This is a genomic window from Serratia sp. SCBI (assembly GCF_000747565.1).
Classification (GTDB): Bacteria; Pseudomonadota; Gammaproteobacteria; order Enterobacterales; family Enterobacteriaceae; genus Serratia; species Serratia ureilytica.
Map to the genome: position 1 here is coordinate 1,604,223 of NZ_CP003424.1, position 13,227 is coordinate 1,617,449.

Consider the following 13,227-nt stretch of genomic DNA (forward strand, 5'->3'; position numbering starts at 1 on the left):
ATAGCCTGAATTCGCCCGCCGTCGCGCAATATACAGTGGCGCAAACCCCGACGACTCCCTATAATTGTCGCGTTTTAGTTCCCTCCCTTCACATTACGAAATCAGGTCTTTAATTTTATGACTGACAATCCGCATCAGTGCGTCATTATTGGTATAGCTGGCGCATCTGCCTCCGGAAAAAGCCTTATTGCCAGCACGTTGTACCGCGAACTCCGCGAGCAGGTCGGCGATGAGCACATCGGCGTTATTCCAGAAGACAGTTACTATAAAGACCAGAGTCACCTGACCATGGAAGAACGGGTCAAAACCAACTATGACCACCCGAGCGCCATGGATCACAACCTGCTGTTCCAGCATTTGCAGATGCTGAAGGCGGGCAAAGCGATCGAACTGCCGCTGTACAGCTACACCGAGCACACGCGCAAGAAAGAAACCGTCCACCTGAAACCTAAAAAAGTCATTATTCTGGAAGGGATCTTGCTGCTGACGGATATCCGCTTGCGCCAGGAGATGAATTTCTCGATCTTCGTCGACACGCCGCTGGATATCTGCCTGATGCGCCGCATGAAGCGCGATGTCAACGAGCGCGGCCGCTCGATGGATTCGGTGATGGCGCAATACCAGAAGACCGTGCGCCCGATGTTCCTGCAGTTTATCGAACCTTCCAAACAATACGCCGATATCATTGTCCCGCGCGGTGGCAAAAACCGCATCGCGATCGATATTCTGAAAGCCAAAATCAGCCAATTCTTTGAATAATGCCGCTTAATGGCCGGAAATGTGTATTTCCGGCCGGTGGCCAACTATTTGCACCCCGGCGTAGACCTTTCGCCCGTTGTGTGGCAATTTTTGTTTAGTTACGCGTTTTGATGGAGAAGAGAGACATGAGACTGTGCGACCGCGATATAGAAGCCTGGCTGGATAGCGAGAAACTGGTGATTTCCCCGCGTCCGCCGCTCGAACGCATCAACGGGGCCACAGTAGATGTCCGTTTGGGCAACCAGTTCCGCGTATTCAGCGGCCATACCGCGCCTTTTATCGATCTCAGCGGGCCGAAAGACGAAGTCAGCGCCGCGTTGGATCGCGTGATGAGCGACGAGATTGTCCTGCCGGAAGGCGAGGCGTTTTTCCTTCATCCCGGCGAGCTGGCCCTGGCGGTGACGTTCGAATCCGTGACGCTGCCGGACGATCTGGTGGGTTGGCTCGACGGCCGTTCTTCTCTGGCGCGCCTGGGGTTGATGGTGCACGTCACTGCGCACCGTATCGATCCGGGCTGGCATGGACGCATCGTGCTGGAATTTTACAACTCCGGCAAGCTGCCGCTGGCGCTGCGGCCGGGCATGCTGATCGGGGCCTTGAGCTTTGAACCGTTGTCCGGCCCGGCGGCCCGGCCATACAACAGCCGGCAGGACGCGAAGTATCGCGATCAGCAGGGCGCAGTAGCCAGTCGAATCGACAAGGACTAACGGCGCGGGATGCACCGTCGGTGTGGCGCTGACAAGAGGGTGGCATGAGAAGATTACTGACGACATTGGCGATTTTACTGGTGGTCGTGGTGGCGGGGATGTCCGCGCTGGTACTGCTGGTCAATCCGAATGATTTTCGCGGTTACATGGTCAAAAAGGTCGAGCAGAAGAGCGGCTATCAGCTGACGCTCGAAGGCGACCTGCGCTGGCATATCTGGCCGCAGCTCAGCATTTTGGCCGGGCGCATGACGCTGACCGCGCCGGGCGCGAAAGCGCCGGTAGTGAGCGCGGAAAATATGCGCCTCGATGTCAAACTGTTGCCTCTGCTGTCGCATCAGCTGTTTGTGAAACAGGTGATGCTGAAAAACGCCGTCATTCGCCTCACGCCCGATAGCGAAGAGCATTCGCAGATGGATGCCCCGATCGCGCCGGCCGGCACTGGCACAGACGCGGCAGATGCGGCCTGGAAGTTCGATATCGATAATCTGCGGGTCGTGGACAGTCTGCTGATTTGGCAGCGCGCCGACAATGAGCAAATCAATGTCCGGGATATCAATCTCACCCTGCAACAAACGCAGACGCGACAGGCGCAGCTGGAACTTTCCAGCCGGGTCAACCGCGATCAGCGCGACCTGACCTTCAGCATGGCGGCCGATGTCGACTTGCAGCAGTTCCCTCGCCAGATTGGCGCCAAAGTCACCCAGTTCAATTATCAACTGGCGGGTGCGGATATTCCGAACGGCGGTATTCAGGGAGAGGGCAATGCGCAGGTGGTCTATCAGCAGACGCCGGCGCAGATTGCCGTCAGCCAGCTGAGCGTCAGCGCCAATAACAGCCAATTGACCGGCGATATCAGCGCCACGTTGGGGGCGGTGCCCGGCTATGTGGTGAACCTCAATTCGGCTAACCTCGATCTCGATGCGCTCTCCGGCTGGCAATCCAGCACCAATACCGCCGAACAACCTGCCGTGACTTCCGCGCCGGTGATCGCCAGCCAGGTTGACGATCGGCAGCAGAATTTAGAGGCGCTGCGCGATTTCAATGCGCAGTTGAATCTGCAGGCCGCGCAGTTGACCTATCGCGGTATGAACGTCTCTCAGTTGGCCGTCGTGGCGGACAACCAACGCGGACTGCTGACGCTGCATAAACTCGCCGGACAATTGGCCGGCGGTGATTTCTCCTTGCCGGGCTCGCTGGACGCGCGCGGCAATAAACCGGTGATCAGCGTGCAGCCGGCGCTGAACCAGGTTGAACTGGGCACGGTGCTCAAAGCCTTCGACATGCCGCAGATGTTGACCGGCAAATTCAGCATGAAAGGGGATTTGACCGGCGATCGCCTCTCTTCACAGTCATTTGAGCGCCGCTGGCGCGGTACGGCGCAGCTGGCGATGCAGGATGCGCAGCTGCATGGCCTGAACATTCAGCAGCTGATCCAGCAGGCTGTGGCGCGCAACGATAACAGCGTGCGCGGGCAAGACAGCTATCAGCGTTATACCGAGGTCAAAAACGTCTCGGCGCAGGCCAGTCTGAATCAGGGCACGATCAAGCTCAGCGGTCTGACGGCGGATTCTCCTTTGCTGGCGCTGACCGGCGCCGGCAGCATCGATATGCCGGGCAAACAGTGCGATATGGCGCTTAACGTGCGCGTCACCGGCGGATGGCAAGGGCGCGGCGAGCTGATCGAGCAACTGCAAAAAAACGCCGATCCCGCTGCGGGTCTATGGGCCGTGGCAACAGCTCAACTATCAACTGCAGGTCGATCAGGTATTGCGTAAAACGCTGCAGGATCGGGCTAAAGATGCGCTGAACAAATGGGCTGAAAAGAACAAGGATTCGCGCGAAGGTCAGGATCTGAAGAAGCTGCTCGACAAGCTGTAATCCCTCCGATGCGGGCCACAGTGTGGCCCGCGTCAATATCGAGGTTCCCGCGATAATTTCTCTCCGTTACCTTGATGAATGTCATGAAGACCTCTGCTCAGTTTGTGCAGAGTAGGGGCCAGTTTTGCTATTACTGTGCGCTTGAGCGCGAAAAAATGACGAGTTGAGGAAACATGATAGAGCTCCTTATTGGCGCCGCAGTCGCGGCGGGCGTGGGCCGTTACATTATCAAGGGATATTCCGCTACCGGCGTCTTATTGGTGGGGGGGCTGCTGCTGCTCGGCATCAGCGCCTTGATGGGGAAAACGCTGTTGCCGTCCGGCGCCGCCTCAACCGGCTGGCGCGCGACCGACATGATCGAATACGTCAAGATTTTGCTGATGAGCCGCGGCGGCGATCTCGGCATGATGATCATGATGCTGTGCGGTTTTGCCGCCTACATGACGCATATCGGCGCCAACGACGTGGTCGTGAAGCTGGCTTCGCGTCCGCTGCAGATGATCAATTCGCCTTATCTGCTGATGGTGGCGGCGTATTTTGTCGCTTGCCTGATGTCGCTGGCGGTCTCTTCCGCCACTGGCCTCGGCGTGCTGCTGATGGCGACGCTGTTCCCGTTGATGGTGAACGTGGGCATCAGCCGCGGCGCGGCGGCTGCCATTTGCGCTTCGCCGGCGGCGATTATTCTGGCGCCGACGTCCGGCGACGTGGTGCTGGCGGCCAAAGCGGCGGAGATGCCGCTGGTGGACTTCGCGTTCAAAACCACCCTGCCTATCTCGATTGCCGCCATTGTCTGCATGGCTGTGGCGCATTTTTTCTGGCAGCGTTATCTCGACAGAAAGAGCAATGAACAGCATCACATCATGGACGTCAGCGAAATCAAAACCCATGCGCCGGGATTTTACGCGATATTGCCGTTTACACCGATCCTCGGCGTGCTGATTTTCGACGGTAAATGGGGACCGGAGCTGCACATCATTACCGTGCTGGTGGGGTGCATACTGTTGGCGGCATTGATTGAGTTCGTGCGCAGTTTCAGCGCGAAACAGGTATTCAGCGGCCTGGAAGTGGCTTATCGCGGCATGGCGGACGCATTCGCCAGCGTGGTCATGCTGTTGGTGGCCGCCGGGGTCTTCGCGCAAGGGTTGAGCACCGTCGGCTTTATCAGCGGGTTGATCGGGCTGGCGCAGTCGTTCGGCACCGGCGGTTTGATCATGATGTTGGTGCTGGTGGTGATCACCATGCTGGCGGCCATGACCACCGGCTCCGGCAATGCGCCGTTCTATGCGTTTGTCGAACTGATCCCGAAACTGGCGGCGCAAATGGGCGTCAACCCGGCTTATCTGGTGATCCCGATGCTGCAGGCGTCTAACCTCGGCCGCACGCTGTCGCCGGTCTCCGGCGTGGTGGTAGCGGTCTCCGGCATGGCGAAAATCTCACCGTTCGACGTGGTGAAGCGCACTTCGGTGCCGGTGATTGTCGGGCTGGTGGTGGTGATCGTGGCGACGGAGTTGCTGGTTCCCCAGTAAAACCAAGGCCGGGCAATGCCCGGCCTCAATGTTAAACCTCGTAGTCCTCCGGTGGGGGAGGCGGGGTGATCTTCACTTTCAGGATACGGTGGCTGTTGACCTCCAACGGCTCGAACAGGTAGTCACCGATCGTGATTTGTTCGCCTTTTTGCGGCACGCGCTGGCTGTGTTCCATCAGCAGCCCCGCCAGCGTGTGGTATTCGCGCTTTTCTTCCAGCGGCATCGGCAGGTACAACACCAGATCTTCCAGCGGCATATAGCCGTTGGCGGTCCAACTGCCGTCCTCGTTTTGCTGAATGTCGTGGCGTGCATCCACCTCTTCGCCGGCCTCCGGCAGGTTGCCGGCGATGGTTTCCATCACGTCCGTCAGGGTGACGATGCCTTCGACGGAACCGAACTCATCGACCACAAAGGCAAAGTGCGTCTGTGCCTGGCGGAATTGTTCAAGGGCGCTCAACAGCGTGAGCTGTTCCGGGAAGATCAACGGTTGGCGTATCAGCGCGCGCAGATCCAGCGGCGCCTGCGCCAGCTGCTGTTTGAGGACGTCGATAGTGTGGATAACGCCCAACGGCTCATCGCTGGCGCTGCTTTCTACCACCACGATGCGCGTGTGTTGATTGCGCTCCAGCAATTGCGTCAGCTTCTCCTGCGGATCGTTCAGCTCAAGGTATTCGACGTCGTGACGTGAGGTCATGATGCTGCTGACCGTGCGCTGCGCCATACCCAGCACGCGTTCGATCATGCGCCGCTCTTGCTGATTGAAGATCTCGCCGTTTTCGCTGTCGCTGTCGGCCAGCAGATTGGCGGAATGACTGTCGACCTCGGCTTCTTCATGTTTGCCGCTCAGCATGCGCAGCACCGCCTCGGCGGTACGCTCGCGCAGCGGCCGCACCTTCGACAGGAAACGACGGCGGTTGAATTGCGCCAGTTGGTTCAATGCTTCGATCATCACCGAGAAGCCGATCGCCGCGTAGAGATAGCCTTTCGGAATGTGGTAGCCGAAGCCCTCCGCCACCAGGCTGAAACCGATCATCAGCAGGAAGCTCAGGCACAGAATGACGATAGTCGGGTGAGCGTTGACGAAGCGCGTCAGTGGTTTGCTGGCCAGCAGCATCAGGCCGATGGCGATACAGACCGCGATCATCATCACCGCCAGGTGGTCGACCATGCCGACCGCGGTGATCACCGAGTCGAGCGAGAAGACGGCATCCAGCACCACGATCTGCGCCACCACCGGCCAGAAGCGCGCGCCTTTGCGTGTGCCATGCTGCTCTTCATCCTTGCCCTCCAGCCGCTCGTTCAGCTCCATGGTGGCTTTGAACAGCAGGAATATGCCGCCGACCAGCATGATCAGATCGCGGCCGCTGAAGGGGTGTTCTGCGACGATGAACATCGGTTTGGTCAGCGTCGCCAGCCACGAGATGGAGGCGAGCAACGCCAGACGCATCACCAGCGCCAGCAACAGACCGACGACACGAGCCTTATCTCTTTGTTGTTTTGGTAGTTTATCCGCCAGAATGGCGATGAAGACAAGGTTGTCTATACCCAGAACGATTTCCAGCACGACCAATGTGGCCAGGCCGGCCCAAATTGTTGGATCAGCGATCCATTCCATACGCCCAATTTCACCTGTAAGTTCTACGGCTTATGCCGCACGGGAATGATGGGCGCTGAGGCGGCAAAATTCAACTCTAATCCGGGACATGTCGACAAAAACGGGCGTTGCAAGACTTTGCGCAACAAATATTGTTCGCCGATGCTGGGCATGAAAGCGGCGTGCGGTATCAGGCTGTTTTTGCCGGAATACGCCTCGCTCATAAAAAGAACGTCTCTATAAATCTATTTAAATCAAAATATTAAAATCTCTCTCCACGTCAGGGACTCGTTACGGTATGTGGCATGAGTAGTCTTATTCTGAAAACGGCTGGCTGGGGGGATCTAAGGCTTGTATCACTTGGACATTAGTATAAGAATCCTAGCCATATAAACGTCAGTAACTAACATTGTTTGGTTATAAAGGCTCCAGTTTTTTTATTTTTTTGTGAGCGGTGCGGCAATCCAGATTAAGAGCAAATGCCGCTTTACAAAAAGTGATTTGGCTCACGGGGTGACGTGAGTGAAAACGTCAATAACAGTACTTTGGTAGCTGCAAGCCAAGGGCGGTAGCATGCTTGATGAATGTTCCCTTTTTACTTGCCGCGGGGATGCAGCGCCACGATGAATTGGAATGAAAATGCAGAAAAGACTCAAGGCAGTGATCCCTGTAGCGGGCTTGGGAACCCGAATGTTGCCGGCAACCAAAGCCATCCCTAAAGAAATGTTGCCGGTGGTCGATAAGCCCTTAATTCAGTACATCGTCAGTGAGTGCGTAGCGGCGGGCATCAAAGATATCGTTTTGGTTACCCATTCATCAAAAAATGCGATTGAAAACCATTTCGATACCTCCTTTGAGCTTGAGGCGATGCTCGAAGCGCGCGTGAAGCGTCAGTTGTTGGCCGAAGTAAAAAGCATTTGTCCACCGGATGTGACCGTGATGCAAGTGCGCCAGGGCCAGGCGAAAGGGCTGGGACATGCCGTATTGTGCGCCAAGCCGATGATAGGCGATTCTCCTTTCGTGGTGCTGCTTCCGGATGTTTTGCTGGATGATGCAACCGCGGATCTGCGCACAGAGAATCTGGCCAGAATGCTCCAGCGTTTCGACGAGACGGGATTCAGCCAGATTATGGTTGAACCGGTGCCGGAACAGGATGTGTCCAAATATGGCGTAGTTGACTGCGCCGGCGCGACGATCGCTGTGGGTGAAAGCGCGCCGATGACGGCCGTGGTAGAGAAGCCGGCTCGCGAGGATGCGCCTTCCAATCTGGCGGTTGTTGGCCGTTATGTGCTTGCCGCCGATATTTGGCCGTTGCTTGAAAAGACGCCACCCGGCGCGGGCGATGAGATCCAACTGACCGATGCGATCGCGATGTTGATGGATGAACAAACGGTGGAAGCGTTCCACATGAGCGGTAAATCCCATGATTGTGGTGACAAGCTTGGCTACATGAAGGCATTTGTGCAGTATGGATTGCGTCACGGTTCCGAAGGCGAAAACTTCAGCCGCTGGTTGAAGCAGACGTTGAATAAGTAACAGGCTGTCGCCACTGCGGCTGAAAGCGATCACCAGATTGAATGAGGGCTACTATGACGAAGTTGAAAGCGGTTATTCCTGTGGCAGGGCTGGGTATGCGTATGCTTCCGGCGACCAAGGCGATTCCGAAAGAAATGTTGCCGATCGTAGATAAACCGCTGATTCAATACATTGTCAATGAATGTGTTGCTGCCGGGATCAAAGAGATCATCTTGGTGACGCATTCTTCTAAGAACGCCATCGAAAACCATTTTGATACCTCATTCGAATTGGAGGCGATGCTGGAGGCTCGTGTGAAACGGCAGCTGTTGGATGAGGTGCAGTCGATAACGCCAAAAGGCGTCACGCTGATGCATATCCGGCAGGGGCAGCCAAAGGGGTTGGGCCACGCGGTGCTCTGTGCCAAACCTTTGGTCGGTGATTCGCCGTTTGTCGTTCTGTTGCCAGATATCTTGCTGGATGACGCAAAAGCCGATTTGAAGAAAGACAATCTGTCACACATGATTGCGCGCTTTGAACAAACCGGTCTGAGCCAGGTGTTGGTTCAGACGGCGGATGAACACGTCCTGCATGACTATTCTGTGGTGCAGTGTGAAGCCAGCAGCCTGGCTCCTGGCGAAAGCGCTCGTATCACGTCGATTATCGAAAAACCGGCGCCGGAAACCAAGTTGGAATCCAACTATTCGGCGGTGGGACGTTATGTGTTGTCAGCGGATATTTGGCCTCTTCTGGAGACGACCAAACCGGGGGCCTGGGGCCGTATTCAACTGACCGATGCGATTGCCGAATTGTTGAAACACAAACCGGTAGAGGCAACAGAGTTGGTTGGGGAGTCGTTCAACTGTGGTGAAAAACTGGGGTACTTGCGGGCGTTTGTCACCTACGGTTTGCGTCATCCTACTCAGGGCAAGGCTTTCCGGGAATGGGCTGAACAGCTGGCGTTTTGAACTAGACTGGATGGTTCCCTATCGGCCCGATCACTGTAAGGAAATCAGGAGAGTGGTTGAATTTTGGGGAATTTCACTGTCTCAATTTTTATATTAGTATACATTCAATAGCGGGTTGCTGAGTTGCCTTGGCGAGTACTTTTTGCACGAACTTGCCAGGCTGCTCTGCAATATACTGTTATTAATACAAATTAAAGCCCGAATCGGCCCCGGTATCGATTTTCGCCAATGCGAGGCTTCTCAGCTTATTTATCTTGCCAATAATAGCTTTGCTCTTATCAACGGCAGATAAACGTTATTGAAAATTGCAACAGGGCGCTTATTGAGAGACGGCGCAGCAAGTGTCAGGCATTTTGATAAGGTTACAGCGAGGCAGCCACGGTTGGCTAGCATTGTAGCTTTGCAGATACATTTACTTGAAAGTGATGATAATTTGATGGCAAAACGACAATTGAAAGTGATATCGCTATTGATATCAATTAGCGTAATCAGTGGATGCACGGTGTTTCCTGGAACCCATTTATCGACCAGTGGAAAAGATGTCGTAAAACAAGAAGATGCTGACTTCGATATTGATAAGCTGGTCAATATTTACCCTATGACGCCTAAGCTGCTGGATTCGATGCGTCCCGCAAAGGTGGTTGCTCAGTCGAATGCGCAATTGGACGCATCGCTGCGCACGTATGAATACCGGATTGGTGTGGGTGACGTCCTTAACGTAACGGTTTGGGACCATCCTGAACTGACTACGCCTGCGGGCCAATACCGCAGCGCCAGCGACACCGGTAACTGGGTGCATGCCGACGGTACTATTTTCTATCCTTATATCGGTAAGGTGAGCGTGGTAGGTAAAACGGTCACCGAGATCCGCGATCAAATCGCCAGGAGACTGGCGCAATACATTGAAAGTCCACAGGTTGACGTCAATATCGCCGCTTTCCGTTCACAGAAAGCGTATGTGACGGGGGAAGTCGCCAAGTCGGGTCAACAACCGATCACCAACGTGCCATTGACGGTGATGGATGCCATCAACGCCGCCGGCGGGCTGACGGAAGATGCCGATTGGCGCAATATCATTTTGACTCACAACGGCAAAGAGCAGCGCCTTTCATTGCAGCAACTGATGCAAAATGGGGATTTGACCCAGAACCGCCTGCTCTATCCCGGGGACATTCTGTACATTCCTCGTAATGACGATCTCAAGGTATTCGTGATGGGGGAAGTAAAAACTCCATCCACGCTCAAAATGGATCGCAGCGGTATGACGTTGACGGAGGCGTTGGGTAGCAGTCAAGGGCTTGTACAATCGAGTGCTGACGCGACAGGCATTTTCGTTATTCGACCTCTGCATGGCACTCAGGGCAATAAACTGGCAAACATCTATCAGTTGAATATGTCGGATGCGACAGCCATGGTGATGGGGACGGAATTCCACCTTCAGCCTTATGACATTGTCTATGTCACTGCGGCGCCGGTCGCTCGTTGGAATCGTCTGGTCACGCAGTTGGTGCCAACCATCGACGGCTTCAACAACCTGACGGAAGGTACGCTGCGTATTCGTAACTGGCCGTAGAGGATACGCTATGTTTGATTCTGTTTTGGTTGTCTGTGTTGGAAATATCTGCCGTTCTCCGACGGGGGAGCGGCTGTTGAAAAAACATCTGCCACAAAAAAAAATCGCGTCGGCCGGTATCGGCGCACTCGTCGGTAAGCCGGCGGATGAGGCTGCGGTGGCGGTGGCGGAAGAGCATGGTCTTTCTTTGGATAACCATGTTGCACAGCAGTTGACCAAGGAAATGTGTCGTGAATATTCGCTGATACTGGTGATGGAAAAAAGTCACATTGAGGCCGTTTGCCGTTTAGCCCCCGAAGTCAGGGGGAAAACCATGCTGTTCGCTCACTGGATGGGGCAGGCTGAAGTTCCTGATCCGTATAAGAAGAGTCACGAAGCGTTTGAGTTTGTATATAACCTTCTGGCTGAAGCTGCGCAGAAATGGGCAAAAGCATTAAATCGTTAACCAGAGATGACAATGATTGATAATAGCAAACTGGGTCCGGCTGCGGGCGCAAGTAATGATGAGATTGATTTAGGTCGGTTGCTGGGAACGCTGCTGGATCATCGGTGGCTGATTATAGGGATTACGACATTCTTTGCTGTGATCGGCATCGTCTATTCTCTGTTCGCAACGCCTGTATACCAGTCGGATGCATTGATTCAAGTTGAACAAAGTTCGGGTAACTCGATCCTCAACAACCTTTCCGAAATGTTGCCCACGGCACAGCCTGGTTCTGCGGCGGAGATTGAGCTGATCAAATCCCGCATGGTGCTTGGCAAAACCGTCGCAGATTTGAACCTGAATACGGTCGTTGAACAAAAATACTTCCCGATCTTTGGGCAGGGTTGGAATCGTTTGATGGGGAACGAACCTGGCAAGATAGCCTTGTCGCGTTTGTCTATTCCTTATTCATGGAATGAGAAAGACCTTGAGCTGGAAGTGATTGATAAAAACAGTTTCGCTCTCAGCGTTGATGGTGATGAATTCCTCAAAGGCAAAACGGGTGAGCTGGTCAATCAAAAAGGCGTGACCATGCTGGTCAGCGAAATTGACGCGGCGCCTGGTACGGTCTTCAAAGTGACCAAGCGCAGCGATCTGATGGCTATTAACGCGTTGCTCGCGGCGTTGACGGTTGAAGATAAAGCCAAGGACACCGGCGTGTTGGCGTTGACCCTGCAAGGGGAAGATCCTGAGCTGGTGGGTAAAACGCTCGACAGCATTTCGAAAAATTATTTGCTGCAGAACGTTGAGCGTAAGTCGGAAGAAGCGGCCAAGAGCCTCGAATTTCTGAAAGAGCAGTTGCCGCAGGTGAGAACCTCTCTGGACATCGCCGAAGATAAGCTGAATAAGTTCCGTCAAGACAATGATTCCGTCGATCTGTCGCTTGAAGCCAAGTCTATGCTGGACAGCGTGGTTTCTGTCGAGGCACAACTGAATGAGTTGACCTTCAAAGAAGCTGAGATATCGAAGCTGTACACTAAAGAGCACCCGGCATATCGTGCTTTGATGGAGAAGCGTGGGACCCTGGAAGGGGAACGCGCGAAGCTGAATAAACGTATTAGCGTAATGCCTAAGACGCAGCAGGAAATCTTGCGGCTAACCCGAGATGTTGATGCGGGTAAAGAAATTTACATGCAACTGCTGAATAAGCAACAAGAGCTTGGGATCACCAAAGCCAGTACCGTGGGTAATGTGCGTATTGTCGATCCGGCGGTGACTCAGCCAAAACCGGTTCAGCCACGTAAAACCTTGATTGTTCTGCTGTGTGTGGTGTTGGGCGGGATGTTCTCCATCGGCATCGTGGTGCTTAAAACCATGCTGCACCACGGAATCGAGAGTCCTGACGAGTTGGAGCAACGCGGTATCAACGTCTATGCCAGCATTCCATTGTCTGAATGGCAGCAGAAAAAAGACCGCGAAATGTTGCTGCGCACTCATCGCAAGTCCAATACGCGCGCCAACTCGTTGCTTGCCGTCGGCAACCCGGCTGACCTTGCCATCGAAGCCGTTCGCAGTCTGCGCACCAGCCTGCATTTTGCGATGATGGAAGCGAAGAATAATGTGCTGATGATTTCCGGCGCCAGTCCAAACATCGGTAAGACGTTTGTCAGTATCAACCTGGCGGCGGTTATCGCTCAGGCGGGGCAACGTGTGTTGGTTATCGACGCCGACATGCGAAAAGGGTATTCACATACATTGCTGGATGCCGATTGGCAAAATGGTCTGTCTGATATTTTGTCAGGCAAAATCGATGCGGCCAGCGCGGTTCGTCCTACGCAAATCAACGGTATGGACTTCATTCCGCGCGGCCAGATTCCACCGAATCCTTCTGAGTTGCTGATGCACAGCCGTTTTGCCGATTTGGTCGAATGGGCGGACAAGCATTATGATCTGGTTCTGATCGATACTCCGCCTATCCTGGCTGTCACCGATGCGGCAATTATTGGCCACCATGTCGGTACGGCGCTGATGATCGCGCGCTTCGGTATGAACACGGTTAAAGAACTCGAGATCAGCGTGCGCAGATTCGATCAAAACGGTATCGAGATCAAAGGCATTATTCTGAACGCCGTTGAACGTCGCGCAAGCAGCTATTATGGCAACTACGGTTACTACCAGTACGAATACAAATCTGGCGGTAAAGACGCGTAATAAAGCAAATCTCCCTTCAAGAGGTTATAAGTGTCTTTATAACCTCGCTTTATCTAAAGCGCCTAGTCTTAC

The 13,227-nt window shown here is 54.3% G+C and carries 9 protein-coding genes and 1 pseudogene; 9 read left to right on the forward strand and 1 reads right to left on the reverse strand.

The features are described from left to right. Window positions 1-117: 117 nt before the first annotated feature. The 4 genes and pseudogenes from udk (at window position 118) to dcuC (ending at window position 4,870) form a co-directional block, all read left to right on the forward strand. On the forward strand, window positions 118-759 hold the full coding sequence (udk, locus tag SERRSCBI_RS07490) for a uridine kinase (protein ID WP_033642454.1): 642 nt from the start codon (window positions 118-120) through the stop codon (window positions 757-759). 125 nt (window positions 760-884) lie between these two features. Then, complete coding sequence (gene dcd / locus SERRSCBI_RS07495; protein WP_019454407.1) at window positions 885-1,466, forward strand: dCTP deaminase; 582 nt, start codon at window positions 885-887, stop codon at window positions 1,464-1,466. A gap of 44 nt (window positions 1,467-1,510) precedes the next feature. Continuing rightward, window positions 1,511-3,344, forward strand: a pseudogene (asmA, locus tag SERRSCBI_RS07500) (outer membrane assembly protein AsmA). A gap of 173 nt (window positions 3,345-3,517) precedes the next feature. Then, on the forward strand, window positions 3,518-4,870 hold the full coding sequence (dcuC, locus tag SERRSCBI_RS07505; RefSeq protein ID WP_033642456.1) for an anaerobic C4-dicarboxylate transporter DcuC: 1,353 nt from the start codon (window positions 3,518-3,520) through the stop codon (window positions 4,868-4,870). Window positions 4,871-4,901: 31 nt separating this feature from the next. On the opposite strand, the gene SERRSCBI_RS07510 is transcribed toward dcuC, so the two are convergent. Next, a complete protein-coding gene (locus SERRSCBI_RS07510; protein ID WP_042784045.1) occupies window positions 4,902-6,485 on the reverse strand; it encodes a TerC family protein in 1,584 nt (527 codons plus the stop codon). 618 nt (window positions 6,486-7,103) lie between these two features. On the opposite strand from SERRSCBI_RS07510, the gene galU (SERRSCBI_RS07515) reads away from it, so the two are divergent. The 5 genes from galU (SERRSCBI_RS07515) to wzc all read left to right on the forward strand — a co-directional run bounded on the left by galU (SERRSCBI_RS07515) (window position 7,104) and on the right by wzc (window position 13,155). Next, window positions 7,104-8,000, forward strand: a complete 897-nt coding sequence (galU, locus tag SERRSCBI_RS07515; RefSeq protein WP_033650760.1) for a UTP--glucose-1-phosphate uridylyltransferase GalU — start codon at window positions 7,104-7,106, stop codon at window positions 7,998-8,000. 53 nt (window positions 8,001-8,053) lie between these two features. Further along, a complete protein-coding gene (galU, locus tag SERRSCBI_RS07520; protein ID WP_033650605.1) occupies window positions 8,054-8,947 on the forward strand; it encodes a UTP--glucose-1-phosphate uridylyltransferase GalU in 894 nt (297 codons plus the stop codon). A 436-nt stretch (window positions 8,948-9,383) separates the two neighbouring features. Then, entirely contained in the window at window positions 9,384-10,520 is a 1,137-nt protein-coding gene (locus SERRSCBI_RS07525; RefSeq protein ID WP_033650761.1) for a polysaccharide export protein, read from the forward strand. 10 nt (window positions 10,521-10,530) lie between these two features. After that, window positions 10,531-10,965, forward strand: coding sequence for a protein-tyrosine-phosphatase (locus tag SERRSCBI_RS07530; protein ID WP_033650606.1), 435 nt, complete (start codon window positions 10,531-10,533; stop codon window positions 10,963-10,965). Window positions 10,966-10,977: 12 nt separating this feature from the next. Next, a complete protein-coding gene (wzc, locus tag SERRSCBI_RS07535) occupies window positions 10,978-13,155 on the forward strand; it encodes a tyrosine-protein kinase Wzc (RefSeq protein WP_033650607.1) in 2,178 nt (725 codons plus the stop codon). The last annotated feature ends 72 nt before the right edge of the window (window positions 13,156-13,227 follow it).